At 63.1% G+C, this 22,281-nt stretch carries 18 protein-coding genes and 4 pseudogenes; 10 read left to right on the top strand and 12 right to left on the bottom strand.

Translation table 11 applies throughout. The features are described from left to right. Window positions 1-88: 88 nt before the first annotated feature. From I6F38_RS29090 to I6F38_RS29100, 3 genes and pseudogenes are all read right to left on the bottom strand, one after another. On the bottom strand, window positions 89-1,543 hold the full coding sequence (locus I6F38_RS29090) for a GntP family permease (RefSeq protein WP_225162800.1): 1,455 nt from the start codon (window positions 1,541-1,543) through the stop codon (window positions 89-91). 4 nt (window positions 1,544-1,547) lie between these two features. Further along, window positions 1,548-2,613, bottom strand: a pseudogene (locus I6F38_RS29095) (patatin-like phospholipase family protein). A gap of 664 nt (window positions 2,614-3,277) precedes the next feature. Beyond that, complete coding sequence (locus I6F38_RS29100; RefSeq protein ID WP_225162801.1) at window positions 3,278-3,778, bottom strand: DUF1269 domain-containing protein; 501 nt, start codon at window positions 3,776-3,778, stop codon at window positions 3,278-3,280. Between the two features lie 373 nt (window positions 3,779-4,151). Between I6F38_RS29100 and I6F38_RS29105 the strand changes: the two are divergent. Both I6F38_RS29105 and I6F38_RS29110 read left to right on the top strand, forming a co-directional pair. Continuing rightward, a pseudogene (locus tag I6F38_RS29105) lies at window positions 4,152-4,502 on the top strand (transposase); the annotation flags it as partial. Between the two features lie 231 nt (window positions 4,503-4,733). After that, window positions 4,734-5,585: pseudogene (locus I6F38_RS29110) on the top strand (tyrosine-type recombinase/integrase); the annotation flags it as partial. Window positions 5,586-5,675: 90 nt separating this feature from the next. Here I6F38_RS29110 and I6F38_RS29115 read toward each other — a convergent pair. The 3 genes from I6F38_RS29115 to I6F38_RS29125 form a co-directional block, all read right to left on the bottom strand. Beyond that, the gene (locus I6F38_RS29115) at window positions 5,676-6,167 is read right to left on the bottom strand and encodes a hypothetical protein (protein WP_225162802.1); all 492 of its coding nucleotides are present in this window, start codon (window positions 6,165-6,167) and stop codon (window positions 5,676-5,678) included. A gap of 169 nt (window positions 6,168-6,336) precedes the next feature. Next, on the bottom strand, window positions 6,337-6,534 hold the full coding sequence (locus I6F38_RS29120) for a hypothetical protein (protein ID WP_225162803.1): 198 nt from the start codon (window positions 6,532-6,534) through the stop codon (window positions 6,337-6,339). Window positions 6,535-6,961: 427 nt separating this feature from the next. Then, window positions 6,962-7,228 (bottom strand): hypothetical protein, encoded by a 267-nt coding sequence (locus I6F38_RS29125; protein WP_225162804.1) that lies wholly within the window; start codon window positions 7,226-7,228, stop codon window positions 6,962-6,964. Window positions 7,229-8,187: 959 nt separating this feature from the next. Here I6F38_RS29125 and I6F38_RS29130 point away from each other — a divergent pair. Beyond that, window positions 8,188-9,202: pseudogene (locus I6F38_RS29130) on the top strand (IS30 family transposase). Continuing rightward, the gene (locus tag I6F38_RS29135; RefSeq protein ID WP_225162805.1) at window positions 9,199-9,375 is read left to right on the top strand and encodes a hypothetical protein; all 177 of its coding nucleotides are present in this window, start codon (window positions 9,199-9,201) and stop codon (window positions 9,373-9,375) included. Before I6F38_RS29130 ends, I6F38_RS29135 begins: the two are co-directional and overlap by 4 nt. An 800-nt stretch (window positions 9,376-10,175) precedes the next feature. On the opposite strand, the gene I6F38_RS29140 is transcribed toward I6F38_RS29135, so the two are convergent. Next, entirely contained in the window at window positions 10,176-10,778 is a 603-nt protein-coding gene (locus tag I6F38_RS29140; RefSeq protein WP_225162806.1) for a hypothetical protein, read from the bottom strand. 3 nt (window positions 10,779-10,781) lie between these two features. Here I6F38_RS29140 and I6F38_RS29145 point away from each other — a divergent pair, with 3 nt between their 5' ends. Further along, the gene (locus I6F38_RS29145) at window positions 10,782-11,654 is read left to right on the top strand and encodes a hypothetical protein (protein WP_225162807.1); all 873 of its coding nucleotides are present in this window, start codon (window positions 10,782-10,784) and stop codon (window positions 11,652-11,654) included. A gap of 165 nt (window positions 11,655-11,819) precedes the next feature. Here I6F38_RS29145 and I6F38_RS29150 read toward each other — a convergent pair whose 3' ends face one another. Beyond that, window positions 11,820-13,334 carry an ATP-binding protein gene (locus tag I6F38_RS29150; protein ID WP_225162808.1) on the bottom strand — a complete coding sequence of 505 codons (1,515 nt, stop codon included), beginning with the start codon at window positions 13,332-13,334 and terminating at the stop codon, window positions 11,820-11,822. 417 nt (window positions 13,335-13,751) lie between these two features. Here I6F38_RS29150 and I6F38_RS29155 point away from each other — a divergent pair, with 417 nt between their 5' ends. After that, window positions 13,752-13,961 (top strand): hypothetical protein, encoded by a 210-nt coding sequence (locus tag I6F38_RS29155; protein ID WP_225162809.1) that lies wholly within the window; start codon window positions 13,752-13,754, stop codon window positions 13,959-13,961. 138 nt (window positions 13,962-14,099) lie between these two features. Continuing rightward, window positions 14,100-15,389: an MFS transporter gene (locus I6F38_RS29160; protein ID WP_225162810.1), complete on the top strand. Its 1,290-nt coding sequence runs from the start codon at window positions 14,100-14,102 to the stop codon at window positions 15,387-15,389. Between the two features lie 61 nt (window positions 15,390-15,450). On the opposite strand, the gene I6F38_RS29165 is transcribed toward I6F38_RS29160, so the two are convergent. The 3 genes from I6F38_RS29165 to I6F38_RS29175 form a co-directional block, all read right to left on the bottom strand. Further along, on the bottom strand, window positions 15,451-16,641 hold the full coding sequence (locus tag I6F38_RS29165) for an OpgC domain-containing protein (RefSeq protein WP_225162811.1): 1,191 nt from the start codon (window positions 16,639-16,641) through the stop codon (window positions 15,451-15,453). A 290-nt stretch (window positions 16,642-16,931) separates the two neighbouring features. After that, window positions 16,932-17,546, bottom strand: coding sequence for a TetR/AcrR family transcriptional regulator (locus I6F38_RS29170; RefSeq protein ID WP_225162812.1), 615 nt, complete (start codon window positions 17,544-17,546; stop codon window positions 16,932-16,934). 153 nt (window positions 17,547-17,699) lie between these two features. After that, window positions 17,700-18,872 carry an acyl-CoA dehydrogenase family protein gene (locus I6F38_RS29175; protein WP_225162813.1) on the bottom strand — a complete coding sequence of 391 codons (1,173 nt, stop codon included), beginning with the start codon at window positions 18,870-18,872 and terminating at the stop codon, window positions 17,700-17,702. Between the two features lie 89 nt (window positions 18,873-18,961). On the opposite strand from I6F38_RS29175, the gene I6F38_RS29180 reads away from it, so the two are divergent. Beyond that, the gene (locus I6F38_RS29180) at window positions 18,962-19,378 is read left to right on the top strand and encodes an AMP-binding protein (RefSeq protein WP_225162814.1); all 417 of its coding nucleotides are present in this window, start codon (window positions 18,962-18,964) and stop codon (window positions 19,376-19,378) included. A gap of 112 nt (window positions 19,379-19,490) precedes the next feature. Further along, on the top strand, window positions 19,491-20,585 hold the full coding sequence (locus I6F38_RS29185) for an asparaginase (protein WP_225162815.1): 1,095 nt from the start codon (window positions 19,491-19,493) through the stop codon (window positions 20,583-20,585). Here I6F38_RS29185 and I6F38_RS29190 read toward each other — a convergent pair. Then, window positions 20,545-21,096 (bottom strand): sigma factor-like helix-turn-helix DNA-binding protein, encoded by a 552-nt coding sequence (locus I6F38_RS29190; protein ID WP_346657142.1) that lies wholly within the window; start codon window positions 21,094-21,096, stop codon window positions 20,545-20,547. The genes I6F38_RS29185 and I6F38_RS29190 overlap by 41 nt on opposite strands. 185 nt (window positions 21,097-21,281) lie before the next feature. Between I6F38_RS29190 and I6F38_RS29195 the strand changes: the two genes are divergently transcribed. After that, window positions 21,282-22,262 (top strand): AraC family transcriptional regulator, encoded by a 981-nt coding sequence (locus tag I6F38_RS29195; RefSeq protein ID WP_225162816.1) that lies wholly within the window; start codon window positions 21,282-21,284, stop codon window positions 22,260-22,262. Window positions 22,263-22,281 lie beyond the last annotated feature (19 nt).

The following is a 22,281-nucleotide window of genomic DNA, read 5'->3' on the forward strand; positions in this document are numbered from 1 at the left end:
CCAATCAGGCCTTCAATAACGGCTCGCGAGTTCGAAGTCGGCCCTGACGGCGGACAAGATCGCGTCGATAGCGTCCTCGTCGTCCCTCCTAGAATGATCCGATCATCGAACCCAAGAAAATGGCGAGGGCCAAGGCGATGATCGGCCCAACGATGTTGGCCATCACCATATCGAAGTAGCTCTTGCCATGGGTCGAACCGCAGACCGCAAGCAGCGTCACGACGGCACCGTTATGCGGTAGGCTATCGAGGGTGCCGGAACCGATCACGGCAATGCGATGCATGAGCGCCGGGTCAATGTGAGACGTCTGGGCAATCTGCAAATAAGTGTCACCAAGGGCATCGAGCGCAATGGTCAATCCGCCGGAGGCCGATCCGGTCAAGGCAGCAAGAACGTTTATCGCGATGGCGAGAGAGACGATAGGACCGCCGGAGATCGACAGTACCCAGTCGCGCACCGACACAAAGGCCGGTAGCGCAGCGACGACGGCTCCAAAGCCGACGAGGCTCGCCACGCTGAAAATGGGGAGCACCGAGGCGTTTGCGCCGGCGTCCATGCTCGCCCTTAGATCCGTCAGACGGGCTCGATTGAGCGCGATGAGCGTCGCCGCGGCGGCGGCGAGAGCGACTGCGACCGACCACAGCCCGGCGACGCCGGCAAGGGATGTCCCGCCCCAGCGCTCCTGCGCGAGGAACGAGAAATCGAGCCGTGGCAGGATCAGGAGCGACATCAGCAGATTCACGCCCACGACCACGAGAAGCGGGATGATCGCCGTGCCGATCGGTGGCGGCACGTCGCCGCGCTTGCCATGCGTTATTTCGGCCGGATCGAACTCGTGGGACGATGTCGCGCGCTCGCGGATGAACTGATCGTCAGCGACCGCTCCGCTGACGAGCTCTGCGTCTCCGCCATAGCCTTCACCGGTCTTGCGTGCCGATCCCTCGGCGCGGCGGAGCCACCAGAGCCCGAATGCAAGCATGATCGCCGCAGCGACGATGCCCAATCCGGGCGCGGCAAACGGCGTGGTTCCGAAGAACGGCATCGGAATCGTATTTTGAATCGCGGGCGTTCCGGGCATTGCCGACATCGTGAATGTAGAGGTGCCCAGAGCGATGGTGGCCGGCATGAGCCTATGTGGGATGTTCGCGACGCGAAACATTTCCCGTGCCATCGGCGCCAAAACGAAAAAGGCGACGAAAAGGCTTACCCCGCCGTAGGTGACGACCGCGCCGGCAAGCACCACGGCAAGGATCGCGCGACGCGCCCCGAGCTTGGTGCTCATGAAATGGGCGATCGCGTGGACCGATCCGGTGTCGTCCATCAGCTTGCCGAACAGCGCACCGAGCAGAAATATTGGGAAGAATTGCGCGATGAACTGCGCAGCGCCGCCCATGAAAGTCTGCGTCCAATGGGCAAGCAAGGGCTCTTCGGCGAAAGCCGCAGCGACGATCGCGGCAGCCGGCGCCAGCAGGAGCACGCTCCATCCGCGGAACGAGAGCCAGATGAGCAGGCCAAGGGCAACCAGGATCCCGACGAGGCCCATGGTGTCAAACCTGCTGCAAGAGCAAATTCAAATCCATCGAGGAACGCCTGCCGATATTCTGGTCGTTCGCGACGAGGAATGCCTCCGCGGCACGGCGGCCTTCGTCGCGCGGCATGCAGAGAAAGTCCCACTCGGCATTGAGCTTTGACGAGACGCCGAGCCCGGCCAGAACCTTGCTCGCGATCAGATGGATGCGCATCTCGGCCCATTTGCGCCCCTCGGAACTGCCGGCGTCCGCGACCTGCCGCAGCAGCGCGATCATGCGCAACTCCTTGAGCAGCGTGGCGTTGAACGCAATCTCGTTCAACCGATCGAGGATCTCGCGCGCGGAGCGCGGTGTCCCGGGTCGCTCGACCGGATTGACCGCGACGAGAAGCGTGTCATGCGAGTTACACTCGCGTACGAGCGGCGTGATCGTCGGGTTCCCGGAGTAGCCGCCATCCCAATAGGGCTCGCCATCGATCTCTATCGCGCGGAACAGGGTCGGCAAGCAGGCCGAAGCGAGCAGAACGTCGGGCGAAAGCTCGGCGTTGCGAAACACACGCCCGCGGCCGGTATGAACGTTGGTCGCCGTCACGAACAAGCGGATCGGGGAGTTCGCGATTTGTCGAAAATCGACCGACTCGGCGAGGACCTGGTGCAAAGGGTTTGTGCCGGCAAGATTGAGGTCGTACGGCGAGAACACGCGGCGAGAACACGCGGCTCGCCAGATCAAAGGCGAGATAGAAGGGCGACGTATCAAGGGTCCAGCGACCGAGGATGACGTCCAGCGGACTTCGCCGAATGAGACTGAACCGCGCTGAGTCAGCGACCCGCCGCCAGAAGGCCTCCAATGCAGACTTGGCGCCGGCCCGGCCGTTGGTCATAAAACCGCCCGCCAGCACGACGGCGTTCATCGCGCCGGCCGAGGTGCCCGATATCGCCTCGATGCGCAGCCACGGCTCATCCATGAGCCGATCGAGCACCCCCCAGGTAAAAGCGCCGTGCGATCCACCGCCCTGCAGCGCGAGATCGACCAGCACGGCATTGCGCGCTTGGCGCGCGCGTTTTTGCGGCTCCTTCAAGGCCATGGCGGGCTCCGACTGGCGTGCCACGTCGCGGCCGGCGAACGACATACAAAGATGTCGTCAGCTCTGCCAGGGAACGGTTGCGGGAGTGGTCGCGGACGCTCGATTCCTGGCCCACAAGGTCTCGGAGGCCGAGTGACCGGGCGGTGGCCTGGCCGTCGCCGTCCGTGCCATCCCGCTGGACCACCCCAGCCCATGCCGCGCCTCGAAGCAAATCCACACCGATACCAGCCGCCACCGCGCCATCCCCTATTGTACCAACAATAGCGATGGCCCCTCCACGTGAACTGGACAGTCTCCGCGAGACGAAGCTCGTCGGCGGCCTGACGCACGCCCAGCGGCGCCATAAGGCCGGCTTGCGAGCGACCGCTGGTCGCCGTAATCCCTGCCGAAGCAATCCCAAGTGCGAGCCCCCATAGAAGCAATCTTCGCATGATTTTCTCCCGGCTTTTGATAGCGCGGAAGAGAGCCGGCTGAGCGGCCGCGGAGCCGCATGGCTGCAGCCGGCCTCCTTCGCGGGCGATCCCGCCCAGGGACCGATGCCGTTGCGCACCGATCCCTACGCAAAACTGTAGCGTATTCCGCTGCCACAGCGACTGCGGTGACAGCGCAGCGACTACCGTTCTCGGCGACGCTTTGACGCTGGCGCCAGGTTTTGGCTCACTGGCTAGGCAGGCTTGGCCTGAGTTGCGGCTGCGAGAGCATCGCGCAGGTGCTGCTCTCTCTTTTCATCGAGCGAGGTTGTCAGGACAATCCCTCCCGCATCCTTAATCGCATTGAGAACCTTGTCTGACGTCATAGACTGGATCAGCAGGAAGAGGACGGCATCGCCCGATTTTACCTTCGACGCGAGATCCTTCATGAACTGGTCTCTGATCCCGAAATCGATCAGCGCACCGCTCAGTGCGCCTGCGCCGGCTCCGAGAGCCACGCCCAGAAGCGGATTCAGGAAGACCATCCCCAATAGCAATCCCCAGAAGCTGCCACTTGCGGCGCCAGTCATCGTGGTATTCACAAGTTGACTGAGTTTTACAGAGTCCCCAGTTTTGACGGCGATCACGGCATCGCTGATCGTGATCAGATACTCGCTCTGGAGCTTGAATATTTTTTGCCGAACTTCCTCTGCTTTAGCTTCGGATGGGTACACGATCGCAACAAGGTCTGACATTAAAAGCTCCCCTGATGACTTCTAGTGCTCCCCAATTGCCTGCTTGATGCACGGCCGAAGCTTACCCCCCGAAGATCTCTTGTCGACTGGTCAGACAAAGCAGGTTGACAATCTCAAGATGCTTTGATCTGGGGCCGCGCCTAATGGAAGTCCAACCCTCAACGGTCAACGTAACGGAACTCAAACAAACAGTCGCAGCCGAAACCGACCCGTCAAAGCCGGGCCTGATCCCGACGCCAGACGATCCGCTGGCCGGGAGGCGAAAACAAAATTGAGGCCGATCAGCTCCGCGAGTGTCGGCTCGCTCGCCATCGCTGTCGGACTGCTTTGGGCGGAAATGAAGTCGCGATGACCTTCAAGCCAGGCGCTCGCAAATACACTGACCGAGGTTGGTGACGTGAACCGTTTTGAGAGCCCACGTCAGCTTATGGGTTACCTCGGCCTAGTGCCAAGCGAACGATCGACGGGAGAGTCTGTCAGGCGTGTTAGAATCACCAAGGCCGGCAGCGGCCGTGTTCGCCACATGTTGGTCGAAAGCGTCTGGACATATAGACATCCGCCGAAGATCGGCAAGACAAAGCTATACCGGCTTGAGCAGGTGTCGCCGGCAGTGCGAGAGATTGGTTGGAAGGCGCAGAGCTGCTTGACGGCCCGCTACCGGAAGCTGGCTGCGCGCGGCAAGCGAACGACGGTAGTCTGCACCGCTATCGCCCGTGAACTGGTGTGCTCCGGCGGCGCCGGCGCCCTGCGCAAGATCAGCCAAGAGGACGTGATCCGCTACGTTGAGCGCCACGCCCAGGATTGGGGCCCGGGAACAGGCAAGGCGATGTGCTGGTCGTTGCGTGCCTTTCTCCGTTACCTCCACCATCGGGGGCTGAACGCGCGCCCGTTGGCGGATTGCGTTCCATCGATGCGCCGATGGAAGCTCGCAACTCTACCGACCTATCTGCCTGCTGCTCAGGTGCGGAAGGCTCTCGACGGTTGCGACCGAGAGACGGTGACGGGACGGCGCGACTACGCCATTCTGTTGTTGCTGGCCAAGCTCGGCCTGCGGGCCAACGAGGTTGCGACGCTCACCGTCGACGATATCGACTGGCGCGCCAGCGAGATACTCGTTCGCGCCAAGGGCCGACAGCGTGCACGAATGCCGATATACCGCCAGACATTGGCGCGGCTATCGTTGCATATCTGCGCAATGGCCGCCCAAAGTCGTCGTTGCCGGCGGCTATTCGTCCGCACACTCGCGCCACACGTCGGCTTTGCTTCCGGATGCGCGATCACCATGATCGCCAAGGCCGCTCTCGATCGCGTTGGAATCGAAGGTTGCGCCCACCGCGGCGTCCATATCTTCCGACACAGTCTCGCTACCGATGACCTTGTCCCCAAGTTTTATCCGGTCTTGAGTTCGCCCCGGCTGTTGGATTTGCCCGGTTGGGCGGTGGTAGCGACGGGAGCTGGCGCGGAGCCCTCGGCATTCTTACAAATCGCTGGCGACCGCGCTGGGCGTGCCCGAAATTCTGTCCAGCGTTTTGCTAGGCCACGCCGTGCCCGGCATCAGCGGGCGCTAGATCGGCGAATTGGCCGTGCTGCGGTCGGTGGAGCTACGCGAGGCGCAAGAATCCATCTCGCGCCGGGTGTTCGAATTGCTCGGGCTCAAACTTACTCGGGATGCGAAACGTCCGAGAAAGGCGAGGGCCGCATAATGAGCCGCAACACACCACGTACCACGGGCAAGCCGCAGGCCCTACGGAAAGCCGGACGTGCTCCGCACATCCGGAAAGTCGCACGGGATACGGATTGCCGATAGCGTGCTCGCGTTGGTCGCGACGTTCCGACAACTCCTGAAGGTGATGCAGCGCGTACGCTACACGCGCGAAGATTAGAAACGCTCATCGCATCATTGTTCAAAGATGCCGAGATCGTAGCAAGCCCAAGCCCGGGTTCTAACGCCGGGAACAGCCTTGCTCGCGGTTGCCGCCATTCCGGCAACTTTGCAGTCAGACATCGTCGCCATGTAGCCCTCAAGGATCGTTATTTTACCGTCCTCTTGCGAAACGTAGGCAACCACGCCTAGTACACCCGTTAAACTCTGTTCTCGCGTAGTGTCATGGCAGATATAGGACGCGGAGCGGCTGGGCTTCGCGGTCGCGACTTCTATCGCTAGCTCACCAATCCTTCGACACTCATCTAAAGTCTTTGATGGCCGAGCAGCGATGTTGACGGTGGCTAAGATGCTGAGGTGCGTCGAAGCCACAATGAGGATGAGCGGTGACATGTCGGCTGACCTCGTAATTCCGTTGAAACCATCAAGCGATCGGAGATTGATGGGGCCGGCCATCGCGCTGGCCTCGCGTTTCTGGCCGATCTCTTTGCCTTCATCCCAGTCCAATTGCTTGGGCCTTCTCTGTCGGCTCGCACGTACAGCCGCCATGCTGTGCAAGCCACCTTAACGACCGATACGGCCGCGTCTGCAATGAGAATGGTGTGACTTCCGGAGGCTGGGTGGATGCTCATTAGCGCTTCTCCTCATGTGCCGCGTCGGAGATGATCCTAGCAGTCTAAAGAGCGTAAGTCGGATGTTTGCGATTGAGTTCTGTGCTCGCCAGTATGAACTCGTCAGGGCTTCCGCGCTCACGGATGGTCTTGCGAAGTGCGGCGAGCTTGTCAGGATCGGCAGAGCGAATAGCGGCCACGAATGCAGGGACGAATTTGAGCCTGTTCATTGCAACAGTTTCCTTAGCCTCTTCACGGGTCATGGTATGACCTTACGGCTTTTCGCGCGAAAAACGCGCGGGCGGCTGGAGGAACCACCCGCGCGAGTTGCGCCAACAAAGAGGCTCGGCTATCTCATGGGGTTGCGTGAAGTATGAGGAGCCAAGCCGCAGCGTCTCTCAGCAACTCGCGTGCCATTCACAAAGCAGCGCGTAGCGCTATGAAAAAGCGTGCGGGCGGCTGCTGACGACCGCCCGCACGAGTTACGATGCGTAGACTTGGCCCTCACTCAATCAATAAGCGACCAAGCAATCATGGTTCAGCAATCAGCGTGCCAGGCGGCCACATTGCGGAGACAAGCAAACGGCGCGCTTTCATACCTTGTGCAGATTGACTGCTCGTGCGAGCGGCGGCTTCCGAACGACAATGTCATGAACTCGACGCAACTGATCAAGATCGGACGTGGAGCGCTTAGTGACGACGATGGCGCGAGATGATCGGATCGAACTCGCCATCGTGTATAACGAGAAGCTCGCCGGGCTTCACGCCAAGTCTTAGCAATTGCTCCTCCTCGATGGGGCAGTTGAGGATTGCGGCCTTCGCGCCGCTGTCTTTTACGGTCAGCTTCACTGCTTCCGCCGGGTCAGCGGCAGCAACGACGTAAGTTATGTGCCTGAATTCTTCGTCATCGTCGCCGTCTTCCTTGAAGACAGCGACCGTCACCAACCAACCATCCATCTTGCTGTGCTCCCGTAAGTTGTCAGCTATGAGCTGCTGAGCCTTGCAAATCCGGACCCATCGAACGCTCGTGAGGTCAGCTGGCGTCCGTAGCATTCCGGGAGCCCTTCCCTCCGCACCGCACATTGAGCTAGGCTCGCAACCTCATGAGGAGCGGACGTGTGACGAGTGAGAAGCGGATCAGGGTCGAAGGACGGCTTTCTGTGCTGTCGCGGCTTCGCCGGGTGCAGGCATGGCGCCGGAAGCGGGCTCCAGCGCCTTCTATCTGATCCCTACATCGCGGAAACCGATCCGGGGCTGTATAGTCCATCAAGGCCGCACAGCACTACACGGCCGTCTCTATCCGCGCGGAAGCCATCTTGAAGGGCCTGATCCCGCGCTAGGTCGGAAAGCCTGCATGTGACTCCCGGAAGGGCGTCCTTGCCCTTTGAACGGGCTGAACGCTACATCGGCCCCGGGCCTTATTGCATAAGCATGGCGATCGCTATGATCGCGAGGGCCTAGTCCCATCAAAATGACGCATACAACGTACGCTAGGTCGCTGCGCATTACCCAGCTCCAAGCCTCCTAAAGGACATCGAAACGTGCGGGCGACTGCCGCCGCTGACGGACCGCCCGCACGGTCCCATAGGACGAGGCTTGGTGCTCAGGAGGGTCATTCAAAAGCGACCAAGCTCTGCCAACCTGACACAGCAATCCGAGCCCTACACCTACTTATATGCGTAGGTGCCGGTCGCGTATTCCGGACGCCGAGTTCACGCTCGGCCATTCGAAAGCGACGATCACTGCGATCTGGACGGGCGCCGTTACCGTCCCCGGGACGGCCGTCAGTTGCGGGGCGATCTGAACTTCAACGATTCTGGTTGGGGATTGCACAGGGAATGACCAGCGAGGATGCTGCGCTAACAGCTGGTATGTCGCAGCCTGTGGGAACCAGATTGTTCCGAAAGGCAGGGGGAATGCCACCAGCGACGTTCAGATCTTCAGCCAAGCCGCCGTCCGGGCGGTATCTCTCTTTTGCAGAACGCGAGGAGATCGCATTCTTCGCGTTCAGGGCCTCTCGAGGCGTGAGATTGGGCGCCGTCTTGGTCGATCTGCCTCGACCATCTCGCGTGAGTTACGACGTAACGCCGCGACGCGCAGCGGCGGCTTGGAGTATCGTGCATCGACAGCCTAATGGCACGCCGAGCGATCGGCCCGTCGGCCCAAACCCACCAAGCTTGCACTCAACACAACCTAGCGCACTTATGTGGAGCAGAGACTGGCCGGAGTCGTCATGACGTCTAGCGGCGCTCCCGTTCCTGGCCCCCGCCGTTCCGTGGAAGGGCCGTCGACACGGCCCGCGAAAGGATCGACAATGGGCCAGGGCCTGGAGTCCGGAGCAGATTGCTCGACGCTTGCCGATCGACTTCCCGGACGACAAGGCGATGCGCGTCAGCCACGAAGTCATCTATCAGGCCCTCTTGTTCAGAGCCGGGGCGCGTTGCGCCGTGAACTGACGGCCTGCTTGCGAACTGGGCGCGTGTTAAGAGTGCCCAGAGCGCGCGTGCGCCGACGAGGCCAAGGCTTTGTCTCACCAGAGATTATGATCAGCGAACGCCCCGCCGAAACAGCCGATCGCGCGGTGCCAGGTCACTGGGAGGGGGATCTCATCCTTGGGCTTGGCAGTTCGGCCATCGGTACGTTGGTGGAGTGTTCCACGCGCTTCACGATGCTGCTTCATCTTCCTCGGCTCGCAGGGCATGGCGAGAAGCCGCGCATGAAGAACGGCCCGGCGCTCGCCGGACACGGGGCCGAAGCCGTACGCGACGCGATTACGCGCACCATCATTACTTTGCCCGAAGAGCTTCGCCGTTCGCTGACCTGGGACCAGGGTGCGGAAATGGCCCCGTGGCATCAGCCCTCAATGCTCGACCGAGAAAGGCCTTACGCTGGAAGACGCCGGCAGAGGCGCTTGACGAGTTGCTGCCATGAAGTCCGCCAGCAAGCTGGTTCGAATCCCATTGGCCGGCTTCCTGCGTGAGGAGGCACAACTCCCGGGTGAAGGGATTTTGGCGCCGCTCCGAATTTTCACCCGGAGCAGCAACCGCAGGCCGGAAGAAGGGATGAAGCGGGGAATAGCCGATGCGCAGCTGCATCGTTTCTGACTGGCCTTGGATCGGCCAGTCCGCTTCCACGATCAGCCCCCCGTTCCGCTTGAGAATGGTGCGCGGAGCGACCCCACGACGTGCGAGGGCCGCCAACTCGTCAGCAAGAAGGATGGGCCAAGCTGTCCACCAATTCTGGTGTGCCCCGAGCTCTCTATGGCTTGTCAATGCTTAAACTGATACGCAGGTGTATCATTGGGGCGATATCGATGCCGGCGGGTTGAGGAGCCGCGCACCTCGAGGATGCTTTCGGGACTCGTATCGACTGCATCAGATGAATGCGGAACTCGCCTTGGCCGTTGGATCGCCGCTGCAGTAGCAGAAGAGGCTTGAAAGGCTATCAATGCGTTCAGACGAAATTGGACAGCGGCGCGCTGGCTCCGCAGCGAAGCCGCAAGGGTGTTGGAGCAGGAGGAGCTCGACCCCTAGGTGCCAAGTTTTGCGGCCAACGCAAATGCGACGTGATGAGCGGGATTAGCTACCGCTCGAGCCGTGCGACGAATCCCCAGCTTCGGCCGGTCCAGTGATGCGACCAGTAAGTCATTGATTTTTCTCAACCTGCGGCTGACTCTTAATCAGCGGCCGGGTCCGAATCAGTTATGCAGCAAGCTTAGGAAGCTCCTGTTCAATCAATCGCAATAATCGGGTGTTGCGCCTCCCCGCAACCAAGTCCGGACCAACCGGTTCCGACAAAATGGCCCGCATTTCGCGGGCCATTTTTGCTTTGGGAGGACAATCGGGCCTCGTGTCGTCGACCGATTGGGCGCAGATCACGGCGTTTCCGCAACGCGGGCCGCTCCCTAGACGATGAAATGGAATTCGTGCCACGCACTCCAGCTGATGCCATCGCTGGCGCGAACCCAGAGGTCGTCAGGCACGGTACCGCCCTGGAATGTCGTACTCGCAATTTGGGCCGCGCTGACGTTGATGGCGGTGCCGGTGGGCTGCGTATTCCCGCCAATGCTCCAGTGGCCGCTGCTTGCCGACGGCGTCGAATCCCAGAGTTGATATTGTGCGATACTGTCGCCGTCGGCATCCGCGACTGAAAACAGGCTCAAGGCGGCCACGCTCTGATTGGCCGTCGCATGGAAGTCGGACGCGGTCACGAACGGAGCGCTGTCAACCGGCGCGGTGACGTGAAATTCCTTCCACGCCCCCCAGACAAAGCCGTCGTAAGCCCTCACCCAGAGATCGTCCGAACCCGAGCCGCTTTGAAAGCTTGTGCTCGAAAGTTGAGCTGCCGTGACATTGATGGCGGCATTGGTGCCTTGGGCGACTCCCCCGACCACCCAGTGCCCGCTGCTCGCATCCGCCGTCGAATCCCACACCTGATAGTTTGTGATGGTGTCGGCAACGATACGATCACCCAGTACGCGTTCTGGGACACCGGCGGAAACGGCCACTGGGTGGTGAACGGTGTCGCCCAGGCCGCCAACACCGAGATCGATGTGAGCGCGGCGAACCTGTCACAGGTGAGCTACGTGTTCGGCCCCGGAGGCTCGCCATCGGATACGCTCTGGGTGCGGGCCAATGACGGCAGCATGTGGAGTTCCTGGAAGAGCTTCACGGCCACTGCAACGAATCAGGCGCCGACGGTCGCGGTCTCGAACGTCACGACGGTCTCGGGGCAGGTCTTCGCGGCTTCGAGCCTGGTCAGCGCGACGGACGCGGATGGCGATACCATAACGAAATATGCGTTATGGGATTCCAACACGAACGGGCGTTGGAACGTCAACGGCGTGAACCAGTCTGCGAATACGGAGATCGACGTCACTTCGGCACAACTTGCCCAGACGACCTATCAGGCCGGCTCCGGCACCGACCAACTCTGGATCCGGGCGTATGATGGCAGTGCGTGGGGTGTCTGGCAGCCTTTCAACGTAACGGGAGAGAGCCCCAGCAGCGCCACCATCGCAGCGGGCACCACCCTGGAATTGACGGGCGCTTCGAACGCGGCCGTTACGTTCCTGGGCAGCACGGGGACGCTGAAGCTCGACAATTCCGGTAGCTTCACCGGAACTGTCGCCGGGATGTCCGGTTCAGACACGATCGATTTCGCGAATATCAATTTCGCGAACGTTCAAACGCCGACCTTCACCGGAAACGCCTCGGGCGGAACGCTCACGGTGACGGACGGCACTGTCACCGCCAGCATTGCGCTGCTGGGCAACTACATGGCTTCCACATTCACGGCCTCGAGCGACGGCCATGGCGGTACCTCGGTCGTCGATCCGCCGGCGATGCAAGTCAGTCAGCTTGCGCAGCCACAGCATGCGTAAGGGCTTGAGATAGGGCGGCTGTGGAGGGCCCATTGCGGGCCCTCCGCAACCAAAATCGATCAACCGGCAAAGATGAAAGGCCCGCCTCCTGGCGGGCCTTTTTCTTGTCTTGCAGCGCTTCCGCGACGCCGCGCGACATCTAACGCCTGGTTGCTCAGTACCTGATCACAGCGACGAGCCGTTACAGGCTGCTTCCGCCGCCTGGTCGTCCACATTCGGGTCGGCCGCGGCCGTGGCCCAGGCGAGCTCGACGAGGGTCACGATCCGCCGGCCGGCACCATCGAGCTGGCAGACGATCAGGCCTTGTTCCTCGATGTAGGTCAGAAGATGCCGGGCGCGGCGCAGCGAATGCGTGCCGTAGGCGCGAGCGATCGCGGCATCGCTCGGGCAAGGCCAGCCCTCTTTCGCGGCGCGCGCGATCATCATGAAGACGCCCTGCATGTCCTCGGGCAGCAGCGCGGCGCGCAGCGAGACGTCCTGCCAGGCGTCGTCGTCCGCGACATCGGCGCCGAGCCCGGCGCGGGCGCGCGTCAGCATCCGGCGGAAATCGGTCAGCTCCGGCACAACGGCACCAAGACCCTCGATCCGGCAGCGGACCACGAACTCCTGATAGAGCACGCCGATGGCGCGGAAGCCGGCGTCGGGCTCGGCGAGGATGGCGCGCAGGATACGGTCCAGCCGTTCCCGCCGCTCGGCCAATTGCTCGGCGCTCGGCGGCGGCTCCGCGGCTTCGGGATCTGGCTCCGCTGCCGGCTGCTTGGCGGCCATCAACTGGCTGAGCAGGTCCGGCGACGGCACCCGGCGCTGCGGCCGCGCCGTTTCCGGCGGGGGAGCGGCGAGGATGATCGCGCGCGCGTCCTCCAGTGCGGCTTCAGGCAGCGGCATCAACCGCGGCGCCGCATTGCGCGGTTGGGTGTCGGTCGGACCGATGCGCAAGCCCAGCGGACGGCGGGAGAGTGCAGGTCCCAGCGCCATGAACTGCCCGCGCTCGAGGTCGCGGAAGGCTTCCGCCTGCCGCCGTTCCATGCCGAGCAGGTCGGCGGCGCGCGCCATGTCGATATCGAGGAAGGTGCGGCCCATCAGGAAGTTCGACGCTTCGGCCGCGACATTCTTGGCGAGCTTCGCCAGCCGCTGGGTTGCGATGATCCCGGCAAGCCCGCGCTTGCGGCCGCGGCACATCAGATTGGTCATCGCGCCGAGCGAAAGCTTGCGCGCCTCGTCGGACACCTCGCCAGCGACCGCCGGCGCGAACAGCTGCGCCTCGTCCACCACCACCAGCATCGGATACCAGTGGTCGCGGGCGACGTCGAACAGCCCGCCGAGGAAGGCTGCGGCGCGCCGCATCTGGTTCTCGGCGTCGAGCCCTTCGAGATTGAGCACCGTGGAGACGCGATGGATACGCACGCGCTCGCCGGCGACCTGCAGGCTGCGTTCGGTGTGGTCCTCCGCGTCGATGACGAGGTGGCCGAATCGCTCGGCCAGGGTGACGAAATCACCTTCGGGATCGATGATGGTCTGCTGCACCCAGGGGGCGCTCTGTTCCAATAGCCGGCGCAGCAGATGGGATTTGCCGGAACCCGAATTGCCCTGCACCAGGAGGCGTGTCGCCAATAGCTCCTCGAGGTCGATGGCCGCCGAAGCGCCGGCCGTCGTTTGTCCCATCTCGATCGCTACGGTCATGTCCCGACTCAAATTGCCCTTGCGGAGAGGCGGCTTAACAAGCTGATCGCGCCGCGTCGAGCGAACCGCACCATCATCCCCAGGCACGGCCGGGAGGTGGACAATGCTGATGCTCGCCATGCGAGATGAAGATTGATCAGGCCACTACAACGTGTTTAGCTCGCGTGTCTGATGTAGATTTTTTCGAACCAGCTCCCGTTCAGCTGCGCGATCCGGCCCGGTTCGGACCCGCTCTTATTCAATCAGCCCGTCGAACTCTCAGCCCGTCGAACTCGATGTCTGAGTTCAACTACGACGCATTCATTTCCTACATTCTTCGCGATCCAAACGGGAGTGATCCCTGCTTGCAAGGCTCGCGTTGTCGAAGGCATCCGCCAAAAATCGAAGGTTTCACGGATTTTATCCCCGCTCACGCGCATGCCGCGGAGCGATCCTGATGTCGGCAGCGAGGCGTTGATCGCGCAAATCTTCCTGGCGCCGGCATTGATCTTTGCCGTTATCGCGCTCGGGCTGGTCTCGGCGCTGCTCGGCGACGGCATCTGGGACCAGGCCTCCTGGCTCGCACTTGTCGTGCCGCTTGTCGTCATCGCTTTCTACATATTCCGGCGTTCCGCGCGTCCTTCGTAGAAGGAGCGAGCGTTCGCGGTGACGCCGATGTGATCGGCGTCGCTATTCTTGTGCCGGATACCTCCGTCCCGTTTGCCGGTGGTGTCTCGACGCGCAAACCTCGGCATAGTCCGCCGCACAAAAAACGTGCGAGGAAACATGACTGAGAGCATCGTTGATGCCGTAGCGCCGTCGGTCGCGGCGCCTGGCGCAGTGTCGCCGCGAAAAGTGTTTTGGGCGACCTGGTTCGGCTGGATGCTCGATGGCTTCGATTCGTCGATGTACGCCTACATCCTGGTCGGCGCGTTGAGCGAATTGCTGCCGGCCAGCGGCATCGAGCCGAGCAAGGCCAATATCGGCATCTATGGCGGGCTGTTGTTCTCGATCTTCATGCTGGGCTGGGCCTGCTCGATGGTCTGGGGCTGGGCCGCAGACCGTTACGGGCGGGTCCGGATCATGTGCTGGACGGTGCTGGTCTACTCGCTGTTCACGGCGCTGTGCGGACTTGCGACCGGTATCGTGATGTTCGGATTGTTTCGCTTTGTTGCCGGCTTCGGCATCGGCGGCGAATGGGCCGCGGGCACGCCGCTGCTGCAGGAATCCGTGCCGGAGAATACGCGGGTGCGGCTCGCCGGATGGCTGCACACGGCGACGCCGACCGGGCTGTTCCTCGCCGCCGCCGTGACGCTTGCGATCGGCAGCACGCTGGGCTGGCGCGGCATGTTCCTGCTCGGCATTCTGCCCGCGCTGTTGATCGCGTATCTGCGCAGCAACATTCCCGAACCCGAGCGCAGCGCTGCGCGCGAGCAGCCGTCGGTCGCGGCCTTGTTTGCCGGCGACCAGGCGCGCGCCACCTGGGCCGCGGCGCTGATGATGGCCTGCATCATCTTCGGCCTGTGGTCGTCGAACTTCTGGGCCCCCACCGTGATTTCGACCAAGCTGGTCGCCGCGGGCGCGACGCCGGCGCATGCGCAGGAGATGGGTGCGGTGGCCGGCCTGATCACCAATGTCGGCACGCTGATCGGCTGCCTCCTTGTACCATGGCTAACTACCTGGCTCGGCAGCCGGCGCCGCACCGCGGTGCTGTTCTTCGTAGGCGGGCTGATCTCCGTCGTGGTCTCCTATGAGGTCGCGATCGAATGGCTCGACAGCCTGACGCTGTTCATGGTGCTGCTGCCGGTGCTCGGCTTCTTCACCAACGGCGTGTTCGGCCTGTTCACGATCTGGCTGCCGGAGATGTTTCCTTCAGCGCTGCGCGGCTCGGGCTCCGGCTTTGCCTTCAGCATGGGCCGCGTGCTCGGCGCCGCCGGCCCGACCCTGATCGGCGCGCTCGCCGCCCGCACCGGCAGCTTCCCGCTGGCGATTTCGATGCTGTCGCTGATCTATGTGGTCGGCCTGCCGCTGATCGCCCTGGCGCCGGAGACGGCCGGCAAGCCGCTGGCGAGATAGCAGGCTACTTTGCGCGTTGCGCGCGGCTTCGGCCGCGCGCCGTCATGCATCAAGCGGGGCCTTACTCCGCCGGCTTGGCGGTGGCTGGCGTCTGCGCGGCCACGGGCGTTTGCGCAGCTACGGGTGCCTTCGCCGGCGCCTTGTCGACCTTCTTCGACCAGGAGCGGTAATAGGCGAGTGCGGTCATCAGCACGATGCCGACGATGCTGACCGCGATCTGCATCCAGATGCTGCCGGAGACCTCGACCAGCAGCACATGCGCGATGACCGCGAGGAAAACGCCGGTGCAGAACACTTCGAGCGACTGCTGGCCGCATTTGATGATCGGCTGGAAGATCGGCCATTCATATCCGGGCCATTCGCGCGGCAGGAAGCGGGTGACGAAGAAGGCGAGGACGATGAAGTGCAGCACGCGATAAGGCGCAAGGTTGGTCTTGTCGTTCGGATTGAAGGCGTCATAGAGCCAGGCCGGCATCGCCTGTCCGAGCTCCGGGAAGCGGCCCGCCAAGGTCATGACCAGCGCGAACAGCAGATAGGCGCCGCCGAGCCAAAGGAAGGCGCGCGAGCGGATGAATGTGATCGATTCGCTCGCGCCGCCGAGCGCGAACCAGCCGCCGAACACGAACAGGAACTGCCAGCAGAACGGATTGAAATACCATGAGCCGGACGGATAGGCCGGCAGGTTCCAGCCGAATTGCCGCGCCGCGAGATAGAGCAGGAACGAGGCCAGCAGCGTCAGATTGAGCTTGCGCAGCATCGCCCACAGCACCAGCGGATAGCACAGCATCAGCGCGATATAGAGCGGCAGCACATCCATGTTGGCCGGTTTGAACGCCAGGATCAGGCCCTGATAGAGCGTCTCGGCCGGATTGTGCATGAAGCCCGCGACGTTGAATTCGTCCTGCAGGTTCGGGTCGTGGTAGCGCTGGGAGAGATAGCCGATCTCGGCGATATAGATCACGAACAGCAGGACGTGGGCGACATAGATCTGCCAGGCGCGCTTGATCAGGCGGGTGGCGCCGATCACGGTGCCGCGCTCGAGCATCATGCGCGCATAGACGAAGGATGCGGTGTAGCCGGAGATGAACACGAACAGATCGGCAGCGTCGCTGAAGCCGAAATTCTTCTGCGTGATCCAGTTCACCGCGTTGTTCGGGATGTGATCGAGATAGATCGCCCAGTTGGCAAAGCCGCGCAGCAGATCGAGGCGATAGTCGCGGCCACGCGGCGGCAGAACAGCCTTGACGTCCATCGGTACGCTCCCATCCCGAGTGCCCGCGTGTCCGGTCGCGGGTCGCCCACGACGTCATACTAGAGCAGGATTTCGACGGTTGTGTATTGGTTTCCGGAAAGGTGGCAGTCAACGCTGCCGAACCACGATGAATTTGGATCAAATCGTTCAAGCCGCGAACCACGCGGTGCGTAGGATGGGTAGAGCGAAGCGAAACCCATCACTCCGTGCCGGCCTGACGAATGATGGGTTTCGCTTGCGCTCTACCCATCCTACGAGAGCCTGCGAGAACCGGCCGCGCACCGGCGCAGCTAACGCTGCACAAATCCGTTGTGCAGCGCGGTGAACAGCGCCTTGCCCTTCTTCACCAGATCGTATTTGCGGCCGTAAAGCAGCCAGACCGCGGTGAGGTGGCACATTCCGCCCATCATCAGCGACATCGCGGTGTAGGGATCGAGATTGCGGCGATAGGTGCCGGCGCGGCTCGCCTGCTTGATCAGCTGCACATAGCGCAGCGCGTATCTGTCGACCGCCTTCTTGATCCGCGGCTCGGCGGCAAGCACGCTCGGCCATATCTCTAGGAAGAATACCCGGCCCCAGCTCGGGTTGTCCTTGATGTACTGGAAGTTGGTCAGGAAGATGATGCGGAGCTGCTCGACGGGATCGCCACCCTTGACCAGCAGCGGCTCGGTCTTCTGATACAGCGCCTCGAAATTGCCTTCGGGCACATCGAGCACCAGCGCGCGCTTGTCCTCGAAATAATCATAGATGCTGGAGAGCGGTACTTTCGCCGCGGCGGCGATCTCGGTGAGCGAGGTGCCGTCGATGCCTTTTTGGCCGAACAGCTTGGTGGCCGCCGTGAGGATCTGCTCGCGCCGGTCGCGGCTGCGTTGCTGCTTGAGCTTGAGTGTCGTCCCCGAAGCCACGGTGGTCTCCAAGAGCGTTTTCGCGCGAACTGGATACCGGTTCGCGCAAGGAAGACGCGTCAAAGCAGGAATCTCATCCCCGTAAAAACAGTAAGGCAGCGGGATCGGAACACAAGTGCTATTGCGACGGGATACAGCGGTAAAGCCTGTGGGTCAGACCGGCGCGTTTCGCCGCTCATGTGTGCGGAACGCGTTGCGGGCGATGATCTGACGCATGATCTCGGAGGTGCCGTCCAGAATGCGGACCACCCGCGTTTCCCGCCAGATGCGCTCGATCGGCAGGTCTCTTGAATAACCGGCACCGCCGAACAGCTGCATGGTCGTGTCGGCGACGCGCTGCACCATGTCGGCGCCGGTATATTTGGAGAGCGCTGCCGCGGCGGTGCGGGCGGCGGCATCGCCCTGGTCGTAACGCCAGGCTGCCTCATAGGCGACAAGCCGCGCGGCATGCAGCGAACTCGCCATGTCGGCGATCTGCCACTCGAGGCCCTGATGGTCGCGCAGCTTGCGTCCGAACGTCTCGCGCTCCGAGACATGGTCGAGAGCGTAGTCCAGCAGCTGGCTCGCCGCGCCGACGCAATAGGCGCCCCAATGGGTGCGCCCGGCATCCAGGCACCGCATCGCGATGGCGAATCCTTCGCCCTCCTGTCCCAGCAGATTCTCGCGCGGAACACGGCAATCCTCGAAGATCACTTCGGCGTGCTCCGAGCCGCGTCCGGCAGCCATCTCGACCAGGCGGCCGATGGCAAGGCCCGGCGTCTTTGCGTCGACGACAAAGGCCGCGATGCCCTTGGCGCCGGCGGACGGATCGAGCGTGGCGAACACCGTGAAGACGCCGGCTGCGGGCGCATTGGTGATGTAGGTCTTGCGGCCGTCGAGCACGTAATGATCGCCGTCCCGCCGCGCCCGGGTCTGGATCCGGGCGGCATCGGATCCGGCATTCGGCTCGGTCAGCGCGAACGCGCCGATCACCCGTCCGCTGGCGAGCTCCGGCAGCCATCGGTCGCGAACCGCCGGCTGGGCGTAGAACTCGATCGCCTTCGAGCCGATGTGAACGTTGACCCCGCTCAGATAGTAGAAGGCGGTGTGGGCCTTCGCGAGCTCCTCGATCGCGATGCAGCTGCCCAGCATCGAGAGGCCGAGGCCGCCGAATTGCTTCGGCGTGTTGGTGCCGAACAATCCCATCCTGCGCAGGCCGGCGATGGCGCTGTCCGGCACCTTGCCGGTTGCCTCGATGGCGACATCGTGCGGCTGCAGCTCGCTGCGCACGAATTCACGCACCCGGCCTTGCAGAACGCGGAGGTCGTCGGGAAGCTCAAAATGCATGGCGCACCAAAAGTCGAATAATCTTCGAAAAATGTTGCGCCGCCTCCCGGCAGATGTCAAGGTTTTGCGGAAGTTCCGGAGAACACGGCATGCTCGCAGGCTTGATGCAGCAGGTCCCGCTCACCCTCAATCTGGTGAGGGAGCGGGTCGCGGATCTCTATCCGAACAAGACGGTGACGACGCGGTATTGCAATCGCATCCACGTCATCAGCTATGCGGAGCTGCTCGGCCGCGCGGGCCAGCTCGCCAACTTCCTCGCCGAGATCGGCGTCGAGCACGGCATGCGCGTTGCCACGCTGGCCTGGAACTCGCACCGTCACCTCGAGCTTTATCTCGCCGTGCCCCGCATGGGCGCGGTGCTGCACACCATCAATGCACGCCTGCATGCGCTGGATATCGCAAGACTGCTCGCCCACGCCGAGGATCGGGTGCTGTTCGTCGATCGTTCGATCTGGCGAACCGTCGGGACAGAGATCGAGCTGCGCAACGCGTTTGGAGTTCACTAAACGCTTCAACCCGGCTTCCGACCATCGCATCTTCCGCCGCAACTTTGTCCACTTGTTGCGGGACAAAACCACGAGTTGTGGACTGGCGACCTGTCGCTTTGGGGAGAAGATCATGCCACGTTCGTTTCAATCCAATTATTCCGTTCGGCTCTTCCTCGGCCTTGCCGTCGCCCTCACGATCGGGCTTGCCTCGCCGGTATCAGCACAACAGGCCACCGGCACCGCGCTGGCCCGCGTGCTCGTGCTCGGCACCGGCGGCACCATCGCGGGGCAGGCCAGCGCACGCGCCGGCAACGCCTATGACTCAGGCAAGGTCAGTGCGGCCAACCTGATCGCGGCGATCCCGGGCATCGACAAGCTCGCCCAGATGTCGGCCGAGCAGATCTCGTCGATCGGCTCGCAGGACATGAACGACGTGGTGTGGTTCGACCTCGTCAAGCGCATCCGCACGGCCGTCGACAACAAGGAGGTCGACGGCGTCGTCATCACGCATGGCACCGACACGATGGAGGAGACCGCGTTCTTCCTGCAAAACGTGCTCGACACCGACGTCCCGATCGTGCTGGTCGGATCGATGCGGCCCTCGACCGCGATCGGCGCCGACGGTCCGGCCAATCTCTACGAGGCGATGCGGGTCGCCTCGGCCCCGGAATCCCGCGGCCGCGGCGTGCTCGTGGTGCTCAACGACACCATCCATGCCGCGCGCTGGGTGCAGAAGACCAATACCACCAGCGTCGAGACCTTCCGCTCGCCCGACGCCGGGCCGGTCGGCTATGTCGACACCGGCGCGCTGCGCTTCCTGCAGCCGGCTGTTCCGGCCAAGGGTGCGAAGCTGAAATTGCCGGATGCGCCGCCCTTGCCGCGGGTCGACATCATCTATTCGCACGCCAACATGGACGCCGCTGAGGTCGAGGATGCGGTCAAGCGCGGCGCCAAGGGCATCGTGCTGGCCGGCGTCGGCGACGGCAATTCATCGAAGGGCGCGATCGATGCGCTGGCCGCCGCGGCGAAGCAGGGCGTCGTGGTGGTGCGCTCGACCCGGGTCGGCTCGGGCTTCGTGAACCGCAATGTCGAGGTCGAGGACGACAAGCTCGGCTTCGCGGTCTCGCTCGATCTCAACCCGCAGAAGGCGCGCGTGTTGCTCGAGCTCCTGATCGCGAACGGCATCACCGAGCCGTCGGCGGTTCAACAGGCGTTCGCGCGGTAGACCGCCAGTTTGAGGCGCCTGCCGGCTTCACCTGCGCGGTCTTGTTCGCCGCGCGCCGCGTCGCGAGCAGCAGGGCGCGGGACTCCGCGATGCGCGACATCACGGTAGTGACGGGAATGCCGGTGACTTCGGCGATCTCCTTGTAGGAGAGATCGATCATTTCGCGCAGGGCGATGACTTCGCGGAGCGGCGCGGGCAGGTCAGCGACCAGTTGCCGGATTGTTGCGCTGTCGCGCCGTTCTGGCGCTGCATTCTCGCCGGCCAGTTCTTGGCCGAGTTTCTCCTGGCAGACGGCTTTGAGGATCGCGAGCAGCCACGGCCTGATGGCCGGGCCGCGAACGCCGTCGAACCGGCGCAGTGCGCGCCGATAGCATTCCTGCACGGCCAGGTCGGCGTCCGCCTCGGTTCGCATCAGGACCTGGGCGAACGCGTAGGCATCGTCGAGACACGGCAGCGCCGCGTCGCGAAACTGCTGCGCCGTTTTATTCCCGGCCTTCGCACTTCGCATCATAGGGTTGCATCTCGTGAATAGCTTTACCGGCAATCGGCGCAGTGGTATCAGGCTCCGCGCCGGAGTCGTGGACCGTCGCGCCAAGCGTAGGGACAGGAACGACGTGCGCACACGACATGCGCGTGTCGGGCAGCAAGCGAGCGATCGTGTCAGCCTTGATCGATCGGGCGTTCGGAGCACGGATCATGTCCGAGACACAGGTGCCCAACCGGTTCTCGATCTTCCATCATGGGCTGGCGAAAGGGCCGGCCTATGAGGCCTGGCGCGAAGGGATTTGCCGCGGCTTCTGCCGGCTCGACGTCGGACCGACCGACGACAACCGCATCGATTGCCACAACGAGTTCACGCTGCTGCATACGGTCGCTATCGCGACGCCGCGCGGCGGCTCGGCCCGCTTCGCCCGCACCCGCGCGCTTCTGAATGACGGCTGCGACGATCTTGTCCTGATCTTCGCGACGCGCGGCACGGTGCAGGTCACGCAGGCAGGCAAGGCGATCGAGCTTCAGCGCGGCCAGATGTGCCTCACCGAAATGAATATCGTCGGCACTGCCGATCTCACCCGGTCGGGCAGCTTTACGACGACGCGGTTTCCGCGGCGCCTGCTGCTCCAGATCGCGCCCTCGGCGGAGACGCAGCTGGCGCGGGTGCTCGGGCGCGAGCCGGCCCTGGGCGCGATGATCGAGCGCTATTCCACGCTCTGCACCGAGCTTGCCGGCGATCTCGACCTGCCAGGCCAGCAGGCGGCGGCGCATCATCTCGCCGACCTGGTGGGACTCGCTCTCGGTAGCAGCGCCGAGACAAAGCAGCTGTCGGCACGCGACGGCGTGGCGAAGGCGCGGCTCGATCTGATGAAGGCCGATGTCCTGAAGAATCTCGACAACGGCAAGCTCACGATCGAGGCCATAGCAAAGGCGAATGCGCTCAGCACCCGCCAGGCGCAACGCCTGTTCGCGTCCGCAGGAACGACATTCTCGGAGTTCGTCCTCGAGCAGCGACTGCTGCTGGCGCGCCGGCTGCTGCTGCACGAAGAGGGCGCCGGCCGCAAAGTCAGCGACATCGCCTACACGGCCGGCTTCAACGACCTCTCTTATTTCCACCGCGCGTTCCGCCGGAAGTTCGGCGTAGCACCGGCGGAGATGCAGATGGAACTGGGTCGCAAGCATTGAACACCTGCTGCCGCGGCGC

It is taken from the genome of Bradyrhizobium sp. BRP56, assembly GCF_020194035.1.
GTDB lineage: Bacteria > Pseudomonadota > Alphaproteobacteria > Rhizobiales > Xanthobacteraceae > Bradyrhizobium > Bradyrhizobium australafricanum.